Below are 18,976 nucleotides of genomic sequence, written 5' to 3'. Positions count from 1 at the left end.
GTGAGCGCCATGCTAATGCCGGGGCGACCGGATGGCTATAGGCGGATTTTCCAGACGTATGGGGCGAGGGTGCCGGCCCGGGGCGGGTTCAGACGCGTCCGGTCTCGGCGTACACGCCCGCCAGCGCCCGCGCCATGGGCTGCACGGAGTAGCGGGCGGCCACGGTCTCCTGTCCGGCACGCGCCAGTTGTACCCGGCTGCTCTCGGGCAGGGAGAGCAGCCGGTGCAGGCCGCGGCTCAGGCCGGAGGCGGAGGTGGTGTCGAGGAGGATGCCGTTGACGCCGTCGCGCAGGTAGTGGCCCACCCCGCCGCGCCGTGGGCCGGCGGCCGGCAGACCGGCCTCCATGGCCTCCAGGACGGCGATGCCGAACTCCTCCTTGGCGCTGGGGCACACGTACCAGGCCCGTACGCCGTGCGTCTGATCGGCGAGGGCGCGCTCCAGACGGCGAACCCGGTCGTTGGGCAGGGCGGGCAGGAGGGCCAGCCGCCGTGCCGCCTGCTTGCGCCCGGTGACGAGGGCTTCGAGCGTGGCGCGCACACGGTGCTCGTCCCGCGTGGGGTGCCGGGTCGCGCCGCCCACCATCACGAGGGTCGCGCGCCGCCACAACTCCGCGACGAGCCAGGTGCGCAGCAGCAGATCCTGCTGTTTGACCGGGTGCAGGCGCCCGACGCACAGCAGCAGGGGCAGGTCCCGGTCGGCGGCGTCCAGCGCGTCGGGGCGGTCACCGCCCGCGAAGAGGGAGTCGAGCAGCGCGCGCCGCCCGTGCTGCTCGTCCCCGGCGGGCGCGTAGGGGGCGATGCCCTCAGGGGGCGCGGGCGGGCCGTCGGGACCGTAGCGCCGGATCAGCGCCGGGAAGTGACGCAGCAATTGCCCCGTGCCCGAGCCGTCCGGGATGCCGATCACGGTGTCGGCACGTGCCACGAGCCGGTCGGCGAGAAAGATCCGGTGCAGGTCGCCGCGGAGCGCCTCGCGGGCCTCCGGATCGTCCGCAGCCGTGCCCGCGTGGGTCTCCGCCAGGCGGCGGTGCGGGTCGGGCGTGGCGGTGAAGACGAGGCGGGTGCCGATCCGTGCGGCGGCCTGCGCCAGGGCCAGGCTGCCGTCGTCGGCGTAGCGCACGTGCATGACGTCGCAGGCGCGTGGCAGACCGGCGAGCAGACGTGCGGCCCACCAGGCGAGGGACGGGCGGTGGGCATGCAGGGCGTGCTGCGGCGGCACGGCGGGGGCGTCGACCGGCAGCCGCAGCAGCCAGTGGTCGCCCCGGCGGCGTACGAGCAGGCGGCGATCACGGTCGAGGTCGTCGCGGCCGGCGAGGACGACGGTGACCACGGCGCCGATCTCGCCGGTACCGGCCAGGGCGTCACCGAGCCCGTCGAGGAGCACGGACAGTCCGCCGCTGGCCCCCTCCCCGGGCCGTTCGAGCCGGCCCAGCAGCATTGTCTGGGCCACCACGAGTCCGCCGCCCGGCCATGCGGTGGCGGCGACCGGGGGCGGTGGGGAGAGCAGCAGGCGTTCGTAGACGTCCCGCGCCGCGGATGCCGGGGGCAGATGCGACGGTCCCCCGGGCAGCCGGTGCAGATGGCGCCACAAGGCGTGCCGGGCCGGACGGCCCGCCCGTGCGGCCGCGTCCGCCGCCTCGGCGGCGCCGAGGGGCCGCAGTCCGGCCGCCTCGGCGAGGTCCAGCAGCAGCACGGTCCGCTCGGCCGTCGTCCCGCCGTCCAGCAGCCGCTTCCGCAGCGCCTCCTCGGCCCAGGCGGGTCCGTGCCGCCGTACCGTCGCCGGCCACATCTCGGTGAGGACGGCGGTCAGGAACGGCCCGTCCTCGCCGTGCGCGAGGAGCGCGTCGGGCGTCAGCGGGACATCCAGGCGGCAGGCCCGGCGCAGGGACGCGACGGCCGCGTCCGCACGCCCGGGCACCGTGGAACCCTCCGCCGGCAGGAGGCGGGGCAAGGGGCCGTACTCGGCCTCCAGGAGGCGTGCGAGGGCACCCGGACGAGCGGCACCGGGACCGTGCGGGCCGGCTCCGGCGCCTCGGTGCGCGGGAGCCTCCGCCCCGGTGAAGAACGCGGTACGGGCCGCCACCAGCGGGTCCCCCTCGGCACCGGGCTGCGCCGGGCCGGCACCCGGCAGCGGCGGCGGAGCGGGGGCGGGCGGGGGGACGGACACGGGGCCTCCTCGGTGCGGTCGGTACGCGTGTGTTTCGCCCGCCCTTCCCGGTGCGGATGCACCGGGTCCCAGCAGGCGTCACCCGTCCGTGCGGCCGGCGCCCGGCCGCCGGCACCTCCGGCGTAGGAGAGGGCGGAGCAGGGAAGGCGGCGGAGCGCCCACGGGCCGGGCACGGCGCTCGCGCACCGGGCCGGGTGAGGAGCCGACCCGATAGCGCGTTCCCCGGCGCGGGTGCGGACCAGCCCCGGCGCCCGCATCCGCCGGGCCCCCGCCCGGCGAACACCCGACATGCCGCGCATCGTGATCGTCAGCCCGCCCTTCCACTCCCACGCCGCTCCCCTGTCCGTGCTGGCGGCGGCGCTGGCGGCGGACGGTTGCGAGGTGTTCTTCGCGTGCGGTCCGGCGTTCGAGTCGCTGGCCGACCGGGCCGGGGTGCGGTTCGTGCCGCTGACGGTGACGCGCAACGCCAACACCGGTGTGGCGGAGCGGACCGACCAGACCGCGCGAGAGGCGGCACGCCTGGGAGAGTTCCTCGCGGCCACCCGCCACGGCCCTGTCGAGACCCTGCTCACCCAGGCCCGGCACCGGCGCGCGGACATGCTCGCCGACCCGGAAGGCGTGTACGAGGACCTGCGGGCGCTCGACCGGCGGCTGCGCCCGGACTGGTACGTCGTGGACCAGCTCGCCTACGCGGCCACCCTGGCCCTGCACTGCCTGGGCCTGCCCTACGCGTCGTACTGCCCCGGTCATCCCAGCTACGTGCTCTCCGGCCCCGGCGCCTACTTCGGGCTGCCCCACCACTGGCCGGACGCGGTCCGTCCGGCGCCGTCGCAGCTGGCCGCGCTGCACACCGCCGTACGGGACAACGACCGGGCCTTCGACGACCTGTTCGCCGCCTTCGCCCGGGACCGTACACCGTCGGCACCCGCTCCGGGCCGCGCCTTCGCGCTGACCTCGCCGCACGCCGTCGTCTACGCCTACCCCTCGCTGCCGTGGTTGCCCGAACGGCCTGCCGGGCCCGCCCACCTGTTCGCCGGGCACATGGCGGGGCCCGACGGGCCGCCGGCCACCGACTGGGCGCGCCGGCTGCGGGAGCTGCGCGAGCGGGCCGAACGCGTCGTGCTCGTGGCGTTCGGAACCTTCCTATCGGCACGCGACGACGTGCTGCGCGCCGTGGTCTCGGGGGTGCTGGACGGCACGGACGACACGGCCGTCGTCGTGGCCGCGGGAGCCCGCGCCGACGCGCTCGCGGATCTCACGGGCGACCGGGCCGTGGTGGTGCCGACGGTTCCGCAGCGGCAGCTCCTGCCGCACGTGGACGCCATGGTCCACCACGGCGGCGGCAACTCCTTCACCGAATGCCTGCGCGCCGGCGTGCCCGCCCTGGTCCTGCCCATGTCCAGCGACCAGTTCTGCGTGGCGAGGGACGCGGAACGGGCGGGCGTCGGTGTGGTCCGTGACCCCAACGCGCTGCGCGCGGCGGACGTACCGGACGCGCTCGCGGCGGCCATGGCGGGCCCCGTGCGCAGGCGTACGAACCGTATGGCGCGCGAGTTGCGGCGGTGCGGCCCCGCGTGGGCGGCCGGGCGACTGCTGGCTGCCATGGAGACGGCCACGGGTACCGGCGCAGTGACGGGCGAAGGAGTGGGTGAGGACGCGGGAACGGGTGGGGAATCGGATGCGGGGGCGGGCGTGGAGGCGAGGGGGCCGCATGTCCGCTGAACGGAGTGCGGCCGAGGGAGTCTGCGCCGAGGCCCTCACTCCCGTGCCGCCGCGCCCTGTCCGGCCCGTGCTGTTCCGGCGGTTCTGGCGCGACCTGAAGTTCCTGCGCCGACGCACCGCGGGGCTCACACGCGGAGGTCCGCCCACACGGTGTGGCCCGCGTCGGTACGCCGGTCTCCCCAGGCGACGCTGACACGGTCCACGAGATACAACCCCCGGCCCCGTTCCACCAGCGGGTAGGAGGGGTGCCGCCACCGGGCTCGCACGGCGTCGGCGTCGAACCCCGGGCCGCGGTCGGCGACCTCGAGGCGCATCGACGGCGGGCCCGGTCCGCCCGTGCGCAGGGTGACGGCGACGCGGACCGGCGGCGTTCCGTGACGGCGGGCGTTGGCGAAGAGTTCGCTCAGCACCAGGCAGGCGTCGTCGCTCACGGCGTCCGCTCCCCAGTCGCCCAGCTGCCCGCGCAGCCCGTGCCGCAGCGCGGACAGCGGGCCGCTCCGGTCGGGGACGCCGGGACAGTCGTGGTGGCTGCTCATGGGACACCTCCTCCCATGAGTCATCCGTAGCCGTCGGATCTCCGGATGGGTCCGAGAAGGATTCCGGGGGCCGGGAAGGAGCGGGTCCGTGTCCGGCGCCTCAGCGTCCGCCGAGGTCGCGCAGCACCTCCCGGGCCGCCCGGGCGCCGGAGGCGAGCGCGCCCTGCACCGATCCAGTGCCCCGGTGGTCCCCGCACACGTACCGGCCGGGCGCGGCGCGGCAGGTGCGGGCCAGCGGCCACGGCGGCGGCATGGCGGGCAGCGCGCCGGCGACGGTACGCACGGTCAGCAGGTCCCAGGCGGTGGCATCCGTGCCGTACATCTCGGACAGGGCCGCGGTGACGGCCGTCCGCACGGGCCCGCCGTCGCCGCCCAGTACCGAAGTGGCGACGAGCGCGCTGCCGCGCGGGGCGTACCCGGGCGCGACGTCGCTGAGGACGCACGTGTTCAGGACGCGGCGGCGGGTGTCGACCAGGAGGACGGGCCGGCCGAGAGGAGAGCGCGGCGCGACGTGGTAGTACGTGGTGACCGTGCGGTGCGCGGGCACGTCGAGGCCGGGCAGCAGCGTGGCGGCGGCTCCGGCGTCCGTCGCCACCACGACCGCGCGGGCCGTGACCTCCGTGCCGTCCGCCGTGAGCACGCCCCCTTCCACGATCCGGTCGGCCGGCGTGCCCAGCCGGACGGTGCCGTCCGGCAGCGCGGCGGCCAGAGCACGCGGAACGGACTGCACGCCGAACGCCGGAAGGCACAGGGAGCCGCGCAGCATGCTGCGCCACACCAGGTGGAACACCCGGCTGGAGGTCTCCAGGGCGTCTTCGAGGAAGACACCCGACACGAACGGCCGGAAGAAGTCCTCGACGAACGCCTCGGAGAAACCGGCTTCGGCCAGCGCCGTGCGCGTGGTGCGCTCGGGCGCGTGCTTGAGTGCCCGGGCCGGTCCGAGCCCGTCGCGGGCGCCGAGGACGGCCAGGGCGGCCACGTCGCGCGGGCGGACGAACCGCGCGGACAGCAGCGAGGCCACCACGTCGGGGCGGCGGCGCGGGTCGGCCAGCAGCAGGCGCCGCTCGCCGGTGTGCACGAGGACGCCCGGCAGGAAGGCGCGCGGTGCGAGGAACCGGGCGGGCAGGCGGCGGCGCAGCTGCGGATAGGCCGGGTTGACGACCTGGAAGCCGCGGTCGACCGTGAAGCCGTCGACGCGGTCGGTCCGCATCCGCCCGCCCACCGCGTCCCCGGCCTCCAGCACCGTGACACCGAGCCCGGCCGCGGCCAGGTCGTGCGCACACGCCAGTCCCGCGACTCCGGCCCCCACCACGACGACGTCCGCGCCCGTGTCCACCACGGCCACCACCTCCCGGATGCGTTGCGTTGCCTCCCGGGTGCTTCCCCGCGATCACCCCCCGCGGATGCGGGCCGGCGCCCGGACGGTGGACGTGCCGGCCGAGCCCTGACCGGTGCGGTCAGGTCTTCTTCTGCCGTGCGTAGTGGCGTTGTGCCTTCGCCCGGTTTCCGCAGCCGGCCATCGAGCACCAGCGGCGCGTGCCGTTCTTGGACACGTCGTAGAAGTGCAGGACGCACTCGGGGTTGCCGCAGGCGCGGATGCGTTCGGGTCGTTCGGCGAGGAGCCGCAGATAGTCCTCGGCCGCCCGCCAGGCGGGCAGCCAGGAGGGGGTCTCGACCTCGACGAAGGTGTCCGGTCCGTCGGGGCGCAGCAGGTGGCCGCGGCGGCCGTGCGCGAGGACGGCGTTGAGGGCGTCGATGGCCTCGGCGTCCGGGCGCCGCGGGTCGGCGATCGCCTGGTCCAGGGCGGTGCGCGCCTGGAGCAGCCGCTCCAGGGTGTCCTCGTCGGCGGGGACCGCCGCGAAGCCGAGGGACCGGCTGACGTGGGGGCCGGCGAGCCAGGTCCGCAGACCGTCGAGCGAGTCCAGCAGGTCGTGCCGGCCGGTGGCGTCGATCCAGCGGGTGTTGAGCAGGTCGATGCAGAGGGGCTCGTCGGTGAGCGGGCGAGGGTCGGGCCCCGGAGTCGGCGGCACGTGCGGCGTCCTTCCTTCACGGCCTCGGCGGCATCACGGCCGAGGCGGTATCCGGAAACCACCATAACCGGTCATCGAGTGATCAGCGGTTGACGCTCTTTCCACCTAACCCTTAAAGTCGATTTCAGTGGTTGCGGGCGAGACGAGCCCGTGACGATGAGTGAAGGCATGTGATGGACCATGGCTAAGGCGAAGACCCTGCAGACCGGTCACGTGGGCGTGAACGTCACCGACATCGAGCGCTCCCTCGCCTTCTACCGCGCCGTCTTCGACTTCGACGTGCTGGCGGAGGGCAAGGAGGACGACCGTCGCTGGGCGTTCCTGGGCCGCGACGACCGGTTGCTCGTGACGCTGTGGCAGCAGAGCACGGGCGTCTTCCCCACCGACCGGCCGGGGTTGCACCACCTGTCGTTCCAGGTCGGCACGGTCGAGGAGGTCAAGGCCACCGCGGAGGTGCTGCGCGGCCTGGGCACGGAGTTCGCCTACGACGGTGTCGTCCCGCACGGCGAGAACGGCACCTCCGGCGGCATCTTCTTCACCGACCCGGACGGCATCCGCCTGGAGATCTACGCGCCCACGGGCGCCGACCCGGCGGACGCCCCGACCCCCGGCGCCCCCACCTGCGGCTTCTTCTAGGGAGAGCCCTTCGGCCGGACGGTCCGCCGGGGCTCGTACGAGGGCCCGGCGGACCGTCCGCCGCCCGACGGCCGTCGAACCGGCACCCACGGAAAGGACATGCCATGGCCACGTACCACAGCGGTGAGATCGCGGTGCAGGAACGCGCGGGGCTCGCCCGGCAGGCGGAGTTCTCGCTCGGCGGCATCGGCGACAGCGTCCCGCCCGTCGCGAGGGACTTCCTCGCCGAGCAGCCGATGATCGTCCTGGGCGCCGCCGACCGGGACGGCCGTCTCTGGGCCACCCAGTTGACGGGCCAGGCCGGGTTCCTGCGGGTGCCCGATCCCCGCACCGTCCTCGTCGGCGCCCTGCCCCTGCCGCTCGACCCCCTGGCCGACGTCCTGACCGGCCCGTCGGCCGTCCGGGTCGGCATGATCGCCGTCGAACCCGCCACCCGGCGCCGGATGCGGATCAACGGCCGGGCCCGGCGGGAGGGCGACGGCCTGCGCGTCGACCTCGACCAGGTCATCGCCAACTGCCCCAAGTACCTGCAGAAGCGCGACCACCACCGCGCCGGTCCCGCCGAGGGCGGGGCGGCGGAGCCCACCGTCACCGCGGGCACCGCGCTCGGTCCCGCCCAGCAGCGGGCGGTGCGCGCGGCCGACACGTTCTTCGTCGCCACCGCCTCCGACCGCGGCGACGCGGACGCCTCCCACCGCGGCGGCAACCCCGGGTTCGTGCAGGTGCTCTCCCCCACCCTGCTGCGCTGGCCCGACTACGCCGGCAACGCCATGTTTCTGACCCTGGGCAACCTGCAGCTCAACGCGTCGGCGGGCCTGCTGTTCCCCGACTGGGCCACGGGCACCACCCTGCACCTGTCCGGCACCGCCCGCACCGTGTGGGACGCCGAGCAGATCGCCGGGGTGCCGGGCGCGCAGCGCCTGGTGGAGTTCTCCGTCGAAGCCGTACGGGAGATCACCGCCGCTTCCCCGCTGCGGTGGACCAGCCCGGGCTACTCGCGCTTCAACCCCCCGGTCGGCTGACCGCCGTACCGCACACACCGACGACCGCCACCCCAGGCCCCAACGGAGCGACCATGCAGATCACCGTGGACATGAACCTGTGCGAGAGCCACGGCCAGTGCGTCTTCGCGGCACCGGAGCTCTTCTCCTTCGACGACGACGACCGCCTGGTGTACGAAGCCGCCCCGGCCGACGCGCCGCCCGGCCGGGCCGAGACGGCAGCGGCCCTCTGCCCGGTCCGCGCCATCACCGTCTCGCCGGCCGCCTCATGAGGGCGGGCCGAGATCGCCGGCTGCTCGTCGTGGGCGCCTCGCTCGCCGGGCTGCGGGCAGCGCAGACCCTGCGCGAGCAGGGGTTCACGGGCACCCTGACCCTCGTGGGCGCCGAGCCGCACCCGCCCTACGACCGGCCCCCGCTGTCCAAGCGGGTCCTGACCGACCCCGGTCGGCCGCGCGGCGTCGAACTCCCTTTGCCGGACGGGCTGGAGGCTCACTGGCGGCTCGGGCAGGCGGCCGTCCGCCTGGACCTCACGGCACGGACCGTCACCCTCGCCGACCGCACGCGACTGCCGTACGACGGACTCGTCATCGCCACCGGATCGGCCGCCCGCGGCTGGCCGGCCACCGAACCCCCGCCCCCGGCCGGTGTGTTCACCCTCCGCAGCCGGGACGACGCGCTCGCGCTGCGGGCCGCGCTGGCCGCGGGGCGACGGATCGTCGTCGTCGGCGCCGGGTTCCTCGGCGGCGAGATCGCGGCCGCCGCACGGCGGCGAGGACTGCACACCACCCTCGTGGAAGCCGCCGACCAGCCTCTCCGGCGCGCCATCGGCGGCACCGCGGGCGCCTACGTCGCCGCGCTGCACCGCGAGGCGGGCGTCGACCTGAGAACCGGCACCACCGTCGAGGGATTCCTGGCCGGGGCCGACGACCGGCTGACCGGCGTCCGTCTCTCCGACGGCACCACGGTGCGGGCCGACACGGCGGTCCTGGCCCTGGGCGGCGTGCCCTCGGCGAGCTGGCTGGCCGGCTCCGGCCTCGCCCATGACGGCGGCGTCCACTGCGACCCGTATCTGCGCGTCCTGCGCACCGACGGTTCCGCCGTGCCCGACGTGGTGGCGGCCGGTGACGTGGCGCGTGTGCCCCAACCGCTGGCCGACGGGGCGCGCCTGGCGCTCGGTCACTGGACCAACGCCGTCGAGCAGGGCGCGGCGGCCGCCGCCAATCTCCTGGCCGGGCAGGACCCCGGCCGGGTGCCCGTGCCGTTCACGGCCGTGCCGTCCTTCTGGTCGGACCTGCACGGCGCGAGCGTCCGCTCGGTGGGCCTGCCCGCCGCCGCCGACGAGACGCGGGTCGTGGAGCACGACCTCGCGGGCCGCCGGCTAGAGATCAGCTACCACCGGGCGGGCCGCCTGGTCGGAGCGCTGACCATCGGCCGGACGCGGCGCCTGGCGTCGTACCGCGCCGCGCTGCGGGAACGCCTGGCCGTGGAGGCAGCGGCAGGGCTCCCGGCCCACGTGTGAGGCATACCTGAGGGCACCACCACCGAGCGTCCTGCTGTTCCCACCATGGTCGGTGCCACGGCCTATGGTGCGATCATGACCTTCCCCCTGACGAGCAGCGAGGTGGCCGGGCTGCGGCGGCGGAAGAGCTGCCGTCGCGGCGCCGGTCAGAAGGCCTCGCGCAGCTTCTCCCGCCAGCTCGGAGGCGGGTCCTCGTGTTCCGTGCGCTTGTGCATCAACTGGGCGACGCTCACTCGTACATGGGCTTCCCGGCCCCGCTGCCTGACGGACACCACCCAGGTGCCGTCGGGCGTGCGATAGGCCTCCCTGGCCGGCTGATCACCAGGCCTGGCGTGCCGGACGATCACGGCCGGGACGTGCTCGAGAGCGAGCCGCTCCGCTGCCGCGGCGGCCTCCTCCGCCGTCGATCCGACGCTCCGCGTGACCACCAACTTCCAGCGGTGAAGCCTCAGTTCCGTGCCCTCGGCGTACTTGGTCTCCCGTGTGTCCTCTTCCACGAGGACGTACCAAGCGGTCATGGCAGGAGCTTAGGGCCCGGAGCCGTCATCGGCCCATGCCTCTGCGCCGCTGCAGTTCCGCCCGGGCGCCCGCCACCGAGGGGGTCGGCCCGCCGGTGGGTGACCCACGGCAGATCCGCCAGGTCCCCGTACGTGAGCGATGTTCCCTGGATCACCTGTCCCGTGGAGCCTGAAACCCGGGTGTGGGGGCAGGACACAGAGAGCGGTCGAAGAGGCTCCGGGTGTGAGGCGGGACGCATGGTGCAGGCTGAAGTGGGCGAGGGACGGACGTACCTGGTCAGCGGGCCGCTGTCGGTCTCGGCCGCGTTCGAGGGCAGTGCGGAGATCGCCGAGGCCCGGGAGCTGGCCCGTTCGTTCCTGGCGGAGGTGCAGTCGGTGCACGGGCTTCCGGTGTCGGCCCGGGCGATGGGCATGGTCCAGCTGGTGGTCAGCGAGCTGGTGACCAACGCCCGCAAGTACGCTCCGGGCCCCTGCCTGCTGACGCTGGAGGTCAGCGACGGGGCTGTGGGGGTGACGGTGTGGGACAGCGAGCCCGCCCTGCCGACCGCCCGGGCCGCGGATCCCGACCGGGTGGGCCAGCACGGGCTGGAGATCGTGATGGCCGTGTGCCGCAGCATCGAGGTGCACCGGGAGCCGGTGGGCAAGCGGATCAAGGCCTCGGTCGTGCTCGCCGACGACCCGGGCGGCGGCGTGGCCGGCCACCTGGTGTGACGCAAGAACCGCGCGCTCGAACTGAACCACTCGCTCCACGCACCCGTTCTCACGGTGGTACGGAGCCGTCGCGTGAACAACTCAGGCTTCCGTGAGAGCAGTTGGACGTTGCCAGGAAGGCTGTCGGAGTGGTGTCAGTGGATCAGAGGACGAGACGGGTCGGCGCGGTCGCGACAGCCGTGGTCGCGGCGGTCACGGTGCTCGCGGGGTGTTCGGACGAAGGGACCGCCGGCGGGAAGGGGAAGACGCCCGCGAGCAGCTCCCCCTCCGCCGGCGCAGGCGAGACGGGGGCCACGGCCCCGGCATCGGGGGTCGACCGGTCGACTGCCGAGAAGGCGGTCGCCGGATGGGTCGCGGCGGTCATCGAGGGCGATGCCGGGGAGGCGTGCCTGCTGATGGCGGAACCGGCGGCCGGTTCCGGGCCCGCGCGGGTCGGCAGCGAGGAGACGTGCGGCGACGACGCGCCCCAGCGCAAGCGGCTGGAACAGACGCTCGGACAGTTCAAGGAGTCGTTCACCCCCGACCCGCCGTCCGACGCCCCGGAGGTGGAGGTGGCGCGGACTCCGGCCACCGGCCAGAAGGTGACGGTTCCCGCGGACAGGATCACCGTGGACGGCCAGGGTCTCGACGAGATCGTCCTGTCCCACTCCACCGGGGTGACCGAGGACCAGCTGGACATCGAGGTGGAGTCCAGCAGGATCGAGGGCTCCTGGTACGTGACGAACCTGCACTTCGACATCGGCTGAGCCCCCTGCCGCCGGGACAGGACGCGTCGCCCCGCTTCCCATGGGCCTTCTCATGGCCTTCCCATGGCCCGGCCGGGAGCGGGGCGCGTCTCGCCGACGGCGGGACCGGCCGGGCGGGCCGGGCGGGCCGGGCCGCCGCCGTCCGCTCCCGCGGCGTCAGCGCACGGCATCAGCGCACGGCCCCGGCCCGAGGCATCACCCCGCGTCCGTCAGCACCGCGCTCGCCACGACCTCGAAGAGGTGATCGGCCCGTGCTGCGAGCGAGGGCTGATCACCGACCCAGGCGAGCATCGCCACCAGCGCGAAGAGTTCGGTGCCGTCGAGGTCGCTCCGTGCCGCGCCCGCGGCCTGCGCACGAGTGAGCAGGCGCGCACCGGTCGCGCGCAGGGTGACGCACGAGGCGTGCAGCGCGGATTCCGTGTCGTCGATGGCGGACGCCATCAGCACGGTCACCCCCCGGTACTCGGTCGTCCACGCGACGCACTCGCGCAGCCAGGTACCGAGGGCCTGCGCGGGCGCACTCGACGACTCCAGCTCCTCCGCCCTGGCCGTCAGCTCCTCGAAGCCGGACCGCAGGAGCGCCTCGAGGAGCGCCTCGCGTGTCGGGAAGTGCCGCAGGAGCGTCGCGAGTCCGACGCCGGCCCTTCTCGCGATGTCCCGCATCGCCACATCGACGCCCTGTTCGGCGATGGCGGCACCCGCCACGGCGAGCACGTGGTCACGGTTCTTCCTCGCGTCGGCCCTCATTGCCCTCTCGCCACCCTCTTCGCCCTCCGCAGTGGCCCCACTTGACCATCCGGATCAGCGATCCATATATTCGGTTCACCGATCCGTTTATTCGGACCACCGATCCGGATAAGACTCTACCGCGGCATGCACGGGAGAAGACGATGGCCACACCCACCATGAGGGCGATCCGGCTGCACCAGTACGGCGGCCCGGAGGTTCTGCGCTACGACGAGGTGCCGGTACCCGACCCCGGGCCCGGCGAAGTGCTCGTCCGCGTGCACGCGGCCGGTGTCAATCCTCCGGACCGGTACCTGCGCGGCGGGATGACCACCGTGCCGGGGCGGCCGGAGGCGACGGTGAGCCTGCCGGTGATTCCCGGCACCGACGTGTCCGGCGTGGTCGAGGCCGTCGCCGCGGACGTGCGCGACTTCTCCGTCGGCGACGAGGTCTTCGGCCTCCTGCGCTTTCCCGGCTTCGACGGCAGCGCCTACGCCGAGTACGTGGCCGCGCCCGCGGCGGACCTCGCGCCGAAGCCCGCCGGACTCGACCACGCGCACGCCGCCGCGGTCCCCATGGCCGGCCTGACCGCGTGGCAGTTCCTCATCGACGTCGGACACGACCACCCCTCCCCCTTCCAGCGGACGCCGCACCGCCCCATGGCGCTCGGCTCCGGCACAACAGTGCTCGTCAACGGCGCCGCCGGCGGGGTCGGGCACTTCGCGCTGCAACTGGCGAAGTGGAAGGGGGCCCGGGTGATCGCCGTGGCGTCGGGCGTGCACGCGTCGTTCCTGCGTGACCTCGGCGCCGACCGGTTCATCGACTACACCAGGGCCCGCCCGGAGGATCTGGTGCGCGACGTGGACCTGGTCGTGGACACCGTCGGCGGCCCCGGCAGCGGGCGGTTCCTGCGCACGCTCAAGCCGGGTGGCGCCCTGTACCCGGTACTGCCGGGCGAGTTCGGCGAGGAAGAGCTCGCACAGGCGGGTGGTGACGTCACCGTGTCCACCGGCCAGGTCCGCTCCAGCGGCGCGCAACTGGCCCGGCTGGGGCTCCTGCTCGACGCGGGAACCATCCGGGTCGCCCTCGACAGCACCTTCCCGCTCGCCGAGGCACGAGCCGCCCACGAACGCGCCGCCCGCGGTCACGTCCAGGGCAAGATCGTGCTCACCGTCGCCTGAGCCGAACCCGCCGCGCGGCCTCGCACCCGCGGAGACCGGCCGGCCGCCGGGGCGTCGCGCACGCTGCGGGCCTCTCGGCTCACCGGCAGCCGAACAGGGGAACACCCGCGCTCGGGCGCATCCGGATCGCCCCGGGCGGCGAAACCTCCTCTGCCGGTACGCATCTCCCTCCGCGACGGAAGGCTTCCCGCCATGACCACCTGGCACTGGCTCTTCGGCGACCAGCTCGGCCCGCACTTCCTCACCCCGTCCGGCGAGCAGGGCCCCGGCCAGGGGGCGCCCGTGCTGATGATCGAGGCCCGCTCGGTGTTCCGGCGCAGGCGCTTCCACCGTGCCAAGGCCCATCTGGTGCTCTCCGCCATGCGGCACCGTGCGGCCGAGCTGGGTGAGCGGGTGACGTACGTGCGGGCGGAGACCTACCGGGAGGGTCTGCGGCACGCGGTGGGCGACGCCGCCGTGACCGTGTGCCACCCCACGTCCTACGCCGCCCTGCGGCTGGTACGTTCCCTGCCACGCGTGCGGGTGCTGCCCGCCCGCGGCTTCCTGGTCGCGCACGAGGAGTTCGCCGGGTGGGCCGAGGGACTCGGCGGACGGCGGCTGCTGCAGGAGAACTTCTACCACTGGGTGCGCGAACGGCACGACCTGCTGATGGAGGGCGGCCGTCCGGCCGGTGGGCGGTTCAACCACGACCACGACAACCGCGAGCCTCCGCCTCGGGGCGCAACCGCGCTGGACGTGCCGGGGCCGTACCGGCCCCGGGAGGACGACATCGACGCGGAGGTCCGCGAGGACCTCGACCGGTGGGAACGCGAGGACGGGGTGCGGTTCGTGGGCCGGGACGGTCCCCGCCGCTTCCCCGCCACCCGGCGGGAGGCCCTGTCGGCACTGCGGCGTTTCGTCGCGCACCGGCTGGCCTCCTTCGGGCCGTACGAGGACGCGATGCTGGCCGGTGACCCGGTGATGGCGCACAGCCTGCTGTCGTCCTCGATGAACCTCGGTCTGCTGCACCCCGCCGAGTGCGCGGAGCACGCCGAACGCGCCTGGCGGGAGGGTTCCGTGCCCGTCAACAGCGCCGAGGGGTTCGTCCGGCAGGTCGTCGGCTGGCGGGAGTACGTCTGGCAGCTGTACTGGCACTTCGGCGAGGACTACCGGCACGGCAACGCGCTCGGGCACCGGGGCGGCCTGCCCGCCTACTTCAGCGAACTCGACGCGGACGCGGTCACCGCCCGGTGTCTGGCCCACGTCCTCGCCCAGGTCCGTGACACGGGGTGGACACACCACATCCCCCGCCTGATGGTGCTGGGCAGCCACGCCCTCCAGCGCGGCTGGGACCCGGCCGCCGTCACCGACTGGTTCCACCGCTGCTTCGTCGACGGCTACGACTGGGTGATGCTGCCGAACGTGGTCGGCATGTCCCAGTACGCCGACGGCGGCCGGATGACCACGAAGCCGTACACCTCCGGTGGTGCCTACATCCACCGTATGAGCGACCTGTGCGGCGGGTGCGCCTTCCGCCCGACGGACCGCACCGGCCCGCGCGCGTGCCCGTACACCACCGGCTACTGGGCCTTCCTGCACCGGCACCGGCACCGCCTGTCGGGCAACCCCCGGATGCGGCGCGCGGTGCAGGGCCTGGACCGGCTCCACGACCTCGACGAAGTGCTGGACCAGGAGAGCCGCCGGGGCGACGAGGCACCGTGACGGGGGCGGACGGCCGCTTCCGCGTCGCGCCGCTAGGGCTGTCGGCGGGCCTGGTCGGCGGCCTGGTCGGCGGCCGCGTGTTCCGTCCTGGCGTCGGCGGTGCTCAGGCGCCCGCCGCTGCTCTCCAGGTGGGCGCGGACGAACCACTGGAACAGCTCGAGACCGCGCAGCTGCTCGATGAGCATGTCCTGGGTGACCGGATCCGAGGTCTCCGTGGCCTCCATGGCCGCGCGGTGGTCCTCGATGAGCCGGGTGTAGACGATGTCGAGGGCGCCCAGGTGCTCGATGGCCTCCGCCCTTCCGATGGAATAGTCGTCCCAGGTGCGGTCGGCGACCAGTGCGCCGGGGGTGCCCTGGGGGACACCGCCGAGGGTGGAGATGCGCTCGGCGAGGTCGTCGGTCATCGACCTCACCTGTTCGACCTGCGGGTCGAGCATCTCGTGCACCGCGATGAAGTGCGGACCGACGACGTTCCAGTGGATGTGCTTCAGCGTCAGGTGCAGATCGTTCAGCGAGTGCAGCCGCCGCTGGAGCAGCTCGATGATCTCGGAACTGTCCCGGGTGGACATGCCCGGGACGGTGTACTGGAGGGAGGGCTCAGAAGCCACGGCCGTACCTTTCCTGCCGGCGGAACAACGTCCTCGGTGCCAGACAACCACCGGATCCGGGCGCCTGCCCGTTCGGGACGGCCGTACGGAGCGGCGCCGGTCCGTGGCATCCAGAGCGCCTGCACGTCGGCCATCGGGCCGGCACCGCGCGCCCGGCCGGAAAGGTGCACCCGCTGTCGGTGGCGGAACGGCACGGTCTGCGTATGCGCCGGGTCCCCCGACCGGGGATCTGGGACGTTTGCACACGGTGCCCGGCCTCGATGGACCTGCCGGTCCTCGAACGGGCCTGAGGCGCCGGCGTCGCCCGGGCGCCACGTCCGGCGCCCGTTTTCCGGAGCAGGAGAGGAATCCCATCCGTCCATGACCGACAACCCCAGTCCCGCCGCCGTCCACGGCGACCGGCGCCCCGGCGTCATCGTCGTCTCGGGCATCTCCGCCGCGGGCAAGTCGACCGTCGCACAGGCCCTCGCCGAGCGCCTGCCGCGTTCGGCGCACGTGCGCGGTGACACGTTCCGCCGCATGATCGTCAACGGCCAGGTGCACATGACCGCGGAGGCTCCGCCCGAGGCCGTCGCCCAACTGCGGCTGCGGTACCGGCTCGCCGCCGCGTGCGCCGACGCCTACGTCCAGGCCGGGTTCACGGCCGTGCTGCAGGACGTCCTGCTCGGCGAGCACCTGACGGAGATCACCGAGATGATCAAGAGCCGCCCGCTGGCCGTCGTCGTGCTGGCACCCGACCCGGACATCGTGGAACAGCGCGAGGAGAAGCGCTCCAAGACGGGTTACGGGCCCGACTGGCAGCCCAGGGACCTGGACAAGGTGCTCCGGGACGGCACGCCCCGCACGGGGCTCTGGCTCGACACCTCGCACCAGACGGTCGACGAGACCGTCGACGAGATCCTGAAGCGCGCCTGGACCGAGGGCGCCGTCCCCTGACCGTGCCGGCCGGAGGAGCACTTCCCGGCCACGGGCTCCCCGGCCGCGCGCTCGGAAGCCCGTGGCCGGCCTGCGGCCATCCTGTCCGGCGTGACCGTCGAGCAGGTACGCGTCGCCCGCAGCGTGCACCTTGTGGCGGCCGTCCAGGCGGAACCGGCGCTGCGGACGCGGGACCTCACCGACGGGCTGCTGCCCTTCACCGCGCGGGAGGGCAGCACGCTCGTCGTCCACTCAGTTCAGCGTCCACTTCTGGTTCGCCCCGCCGGTGCACGTCCAGATCTGGGCGGGAGTGCCGTCCGCGGAGTTGTTGCCCGTGATGTCCAGGCACTTGTCCGCTCCGGTGTTGACCACGTCGTGGGTGGCGGAGTTGTAGGACCACTGTTGCGCCGAGGTGCCGTTGCAGCCGTAGAGCTGCACCCTGGCCCCGTCGGCCGTCGAGGCCCCGCTGACGTCGAGGCACTTGCCGAGTGCGCGGACGGTGCCGTCCGAGCCGACCGTCCAGCGCTGCGCCGAGGAGCCGTTGCACGTGTACAGCTGGACCGGCGTGCCGTCGGCCGTGCCGCCGCCGGCGACGTCCAGGCACTTCCCGGCGAGTCCCACGAGGCTGCCGGTCGCGCCGCCCGGGTTGCCCGACGGTGTGCCGGACCAGGTGAAGGTGGCGGTGGTGCGGGCGGGCAGCGTGTAGTGGAACGACTGGCCTCCCCAGTCGACGCGCACGGACCGGGCCGACGCACTGCCGTTGTGCGCGATGAGCGCCTTGGAGCCGTCCGGGTTGCGCCAGGCGACGTTGGGCACGGCGCTGCCCGCGGTGGAGGCGATGCGGTGGGCGCCGGGCCGGACGAACTTGGTCAGGTGGCCGGTGGTGTAGTACTCGACGGTGTAGTCCACCTGCCCCGCGCGCGGCCCGCCCTCCTGGACGGTGATCAGGCCCGTGCAGGTGCCGCATCCGCCGTTGTGGGGGCCCATGTTCTGGTTCAGGGCCAGGCTCCACTTGACCAGGCTGCCGCTCCAGTTGCGGGCGTAGTTGATGATGTCCGCGAGGTCTTCGTTGTGCTGGTTCCCGATCCAGGTGCCGCCGGAGTGCTCGGTGCTGAACTGCCGCACGTCCGGGTACTGGGCATGCACCTGGCTGCCCACGGCGGGGTCACCGGCGTAGCCGTGCCATGCGATGCCGCCGAAGAGGGGGTCGTTGCGCACGCCGGCGTCCGCCAGGACGGGGGCTCCGATGGCCTGGTAGTCGCCGTAGTTCCAGTCGTGGACCAGGACCTTGGTGTCGATGCCGGCCGCGCGGAACGCCGGGTACACGTGGTTCTTCGTGAACTCGATCAGGCCGGAGGCGTTCCAGTTCATCCCCGGGTAGTCCATGGCGGTGGGGTTGCCCGCCTGGCAGCAGTTCGGCTCGTTCTGCACCGACAGGTAGTCGATGTCGACGCCGGCCGCCTGGTAGCTCTGGATGTACTTCACCAGGTACTGGGCGTACAGGGGGTAGTACTCCCACTTCAGCCAGCCCATCTGGTCCATGCGCCCGTTGTCCTTCATCCAGCCCGGCGCGCTCCACGGCACGCCTTTGACGCGCAGCGCGGGGTTGAGCTGCTTGGCCTGCACGGTCAGCAGGCGGACGCCGGTGTCGTAGCCGTTGGCGCCGAAGTCGCCGAGGTCGCAGCAGGTGTCGTCGAGGGAGACGTGGCCGGGCCGGGACAGGTCCGAGGCCCCGATGGGGTTGCGGACGAAGGACAGGCCGATGCCCTCGGTGGGGGAGAACAGGCGGCGCATCACGGTGTCGCGGGTGGAAGCGCTGATCGCGCCGCCGCGCAGCAGGTGGGCGGTGGTGTCCGTGATGGACGCGCCGCCGCCTTCGAACTGCTGGTAGGTCGTGGCCTCGTCGACGTTGATCGTCTGGTCGGCGCCGCCGCCGGGCGAGCCGAAGTTCAGGGGTGTCTGCTGTGCGAGTCCGCGGGTGACGTTGCGGCCGGCGGAGTCCGACGTCGTAGTGAGCCAGACGTCGACGCGCTCCCCCGCCGCCGCGGCCGGAGGGGCCAGGCCGAGTCCTGCGGCCAGAGCGAGGGCCAGGAGCCCCGCGGCTGTCGCGGCGCCGGGCCTGCGGGGGGCCGGAGGTGTTCCGCGCCCGAGCGGAAGTCTGCGGAGCAGCGTCATGACGTGACCTCTCTGTGGGGGGCCTCGCCTTCACGGGCGCGTACCGCGGAGCGCCCGGGAACCGCGGGCTCCGCGGGACGGGCGGGC

General features: G+C 74.0%; 18 protein-coding genes. 10 read left to right on the top strand and 8 right to left on the bottom strand.

Going from position 1 to position 18,976, the window contains the following annotated elements:
• Window positions 1-88: 88 nt before the first annotated feature.
• Window positions 89-2,164: a glycosyltransferase family 4 protein gene (locus ACF07N_RS30560; protein WP_392119053.1), complete on the bottom strand. Its 2,076-nt coding sequence runs from the start codon at window positions 2,162-2,164 to the stop codon at window positions 89-91.
• A 288-nt stretch (window positions 2,165-2,452) separates the two neighbouring features.
• Between ACF07N_RS30560 and ACF07N_RS30555 the strand changes: the two genes are divergently transcribed.
• Window positions 2,453-3,886, top strand: coding sequence for a glycosyltransferase (locus ACF07N_RS30555; RefSeq protein ID WP_392119050.1), 1,434 nt, complete (start codon window positions 2,453-2,455; stop codon window positions 3,884-3,886).
• Window positions 3,887-4,011: 125 nt separating this feature from the next.
• Here the strand turns inward: ACF07N_RS30555 and ACF07N_RS30550 are convergent, their stop codons facing one another.
• The 3 genes from ACF07N_RS30550 to ACF07N_RS30540 form a co-directional block, all read right to left on the bottom strand.
• A complete protein-coding gene (locus tag ACF07N_RS30550) occupies window positions 4,012-4,422 on the bottom strand; it encodes an ATP-binding protein (protein ID WP_392119047.1) in 411 nt (136 codons plus the stop codon).
• A 100-nt stretch (window positions 4,423-4,522) separates the two neighbouring features.
• Window positions 4,523-5,767, bottom strand: coding sequence for an NAD(P)/FAD-dependent oxidoreductase (locus tag ACF07N_RS30545; RefSeq protein WP_392119044.1), 1,245 nt, complete (start codon window positions 5,765-5,767; stop codon window positions 4,523-4,525).
• A 112-nt stretch (window positions 5,768-5,879) separates the two neighbouring features.
• Window positions 5,880-6,452, bottom strand: coding sequence for a CGNR zinc finger domain-containing protein (locus ACF07N_RS30540; RefSeq protein WP_392119042.1), 573 nt, complete (start codon window positions 6,450-6,452; stop codon window positions 5,880-5,882).
• A 180-nt stretch (window positions 6,453-6,632) separates the two neighbouring features.
• Here ACF07N_RS30540 and ACF07N_RS30535 point away from each other — a divergent pair, with 180 nt between their 5' ends.
• The 4 genes from ACF07N_RS30535 to ACF07N_RS30520 all read left to right on the top strand — a co-directional run bounded on the left by ACF07N_RS30535 (window position 6,633) and on the right by ACF07N_RS30520 (window position 9,608).
• On the top strand, window positions 6,633-7,088 hold the full coding sequence (locus ACF07N_RS30535; protein ID WP_392119039.1) for a VOC family protein: 456 nt from the start codon (window positions 6,633-6,635) through the stop codon (window positions 7,086-7,088).
• Between the two features lie 104 nt (window positions 7,089-7,192).
• Window positions 7,193-8,110, top strand: coding sequence for a pyridoxamine 5'-phosphate oxidase family protein (locus tag ACF07N_RS30530; protein ID WP_392119036.1), 918 nt, complete (start codon window positions 7,193-7,195; stop codon window positions 8,108-8,110).
• Between the two features lie 53 nt (window positions 8,111-8,163).
• The gene (locus ACF07N_RS30525) at window positions 8,164-8,361 is read left to right on the top strand and encodes a ferredoxin (RefSeq protein WP_383326378.1); all 198 of its coding nucleotides are present in this window, start codon (window positions 8,164-8,166) and stop codon (window positions 8,359-8,361) included.
• The gene (locus tag ACF07N_RS30520; protein ID WP_392119033.1) at window positions 8,358-9,608 is read left to right on the top strand and encodes an NAD(P)/FAD-dependent oxidoreductase; all 1,251 of its coding nucleotides are present in this window, start codon (window positions 8,358-8,360) and stop codon (window positions 9,606-9,608) included. Before ACF07N_RS30525 ends, ACF07N_RS30520 begins: the two co-directional genes overlap by 4 nt.
• A 146-nt stretch (window positions 9,609-9,754) precedes the next feature.
• Here the strand turns inward: ACF07N_RS30520 and ACF07N_RS30515 are convergent, their stop codons facing one another.
• Entirely contained in the window at window positions 9,755-10,126 is a 372-nt protein-coding gene (locus ACF07N_RS30515; protein ID WP_392119030.1) for a hypothetical protein, read from the bottom strand.
• A 237-nt stretch (window positions 10,127-10,363) separates the two neighbouring features.
• On the opposite strand from ACF07N_RS30515, the gene ACF07N_RS30510 reads away from it, so the two are divergent.
• On the top strand, window positions 10,364-10,837 hold the full coding sequence (locus tag ACF07N_RS30510) for an ATP-binding protein (RefSeq protein ID WP_392119027.1): 474 nt from the start codon (window positions 10,364-10,366) through the stop codon (window positions 10,835-10,837).
• Between the two features lie 395 nt (window positions 10,838-11,232).
• Window positions 11,233-11,583, top strand: a complete 351-nt coding sequence (locus tag ACF07N_RS30505; protein WP_392119024.1) for a hypothetical protein — start codon at window positions 11,233-11,235, stop codon at window positions 11,581-11,583.
• Between the two features lie 195 nt (window positions 11,584-11,778).
• Here the strand turns inward: ACF07N_RS30505 and ACF07N_RS30500 are convergent, their stop codons facing one another.
• Window positions 11,779-12,330 carry a TetR/AcrR family transcriptional regulator gene (locus tag ACF07N_RS30500; RefSeq protein WP_392119021.1) on the bottom strand — a complete coding sequence of 184 codons (552 nt, stop codon included), beginning with the start codon at window positions 12,328-12,330 and terminating at the stop codon, window positions 11,779-11,781.
• A gap of 143 nt (window positions 12,331-12,473) precedes the next feature.
• On the opposite strand from ACF07N_RS30500, the gene ACF07N_RS30495 reads away from it, so the two are divergent.
• Complete coding sequence (locus tag ACF07N_RS30495; RefSeq protein ID WP_392119018.1) at window positions 12,474-13,490, top strand: NADP-dependent oxidoreductase; 1,017 nt, start codon at window positions 12,474-12,476, stop codon at window positions 13,488-13,490.
• A 192-nt stretch (window positions 13,491-13,682) separates the two neighbouring features.
• Window positions 13,683-15,191: a cryptochrome/photolyase family protein gene (locus tag ACF07N_RS30490; RefSeq protein ID WP_392119016.1), complete on the top strand. Its 1,509-nt coding sequence runs from the start codon at window positions 13,683-13,685 to the stop codon at window positions 15,189-15,191.
• A gap of 32 nt (window positions 15,192-15,223) precedes the next feature.
• Here the strand turns inward: ACF07N_RS30490 and ACF07N_RS30485 are convergent, their stop codons facing one another.
• Window positions 15,224-15,760: a Dps family protein gene (locus tag ACF07N_RS30485; RefSeq protein ID WP_383326927.1), complete on the bottom strand. Its 537-nt coding sequence runs from the start codon at window positions 15,758-15,760 to the stop codon at window positions 15,224-15,226.
• A gap of 399 nt (window positions 15,761-16,159) precedes the next feature.
• Here ACF07N_RS30485 and ACF07N_RS30480 point away from each other — a divergent pair, with 399 nt between their 5' ends.
• Window positions 16,160-16,735: an AAA family ATPase gene (locus ACF07N_RS30480; RefSeq protein WP_392119013.1), complete on the top strand. Its 576-nt coding sequence runs from the start codon at window positions 16,160-16,162 to the stop codon at window positions 16,733-16,735.
• A 231-nt stretch (window positions 16,736-16,966) separates the two neighbouring features.
• Here ACF07N_RS30480 and ACF07N_RS30475 read toward each other — a convergent pair whose 3' ends face one another.
• Window positions 16,967-18,889 carry a lectin gene (locus ACF07N_RS30475; protein ID WP_392119010.1) on the bottom strand — a complete coding sequence of 641 codons (1,923 nt, stop codon included), beginning with the start codon at window positions 18,887-18,889 and terminating at the stop codon, window positions 16,967-16,969.
• Between the last annotated feature and the right edge of the window lie 87 nt (window positions 18,890-18,976).

Origin of the sequence: Streptomyces sp. NPDC015242 (genome assembly GCF_043079125.1) — a bacterium.
In the GTDB taxonomy this organism is placed as follows: Bacteria; Actinomycetota; Actinomycetes; order Streptomycetales; family Streptomycetaceae; genus Streptomyces.
The sequence above is the reverse complement of the archived record's forward strand: the minus strand, read 5'-3'. Positions and strand labels throughout refer to the sequence as shown.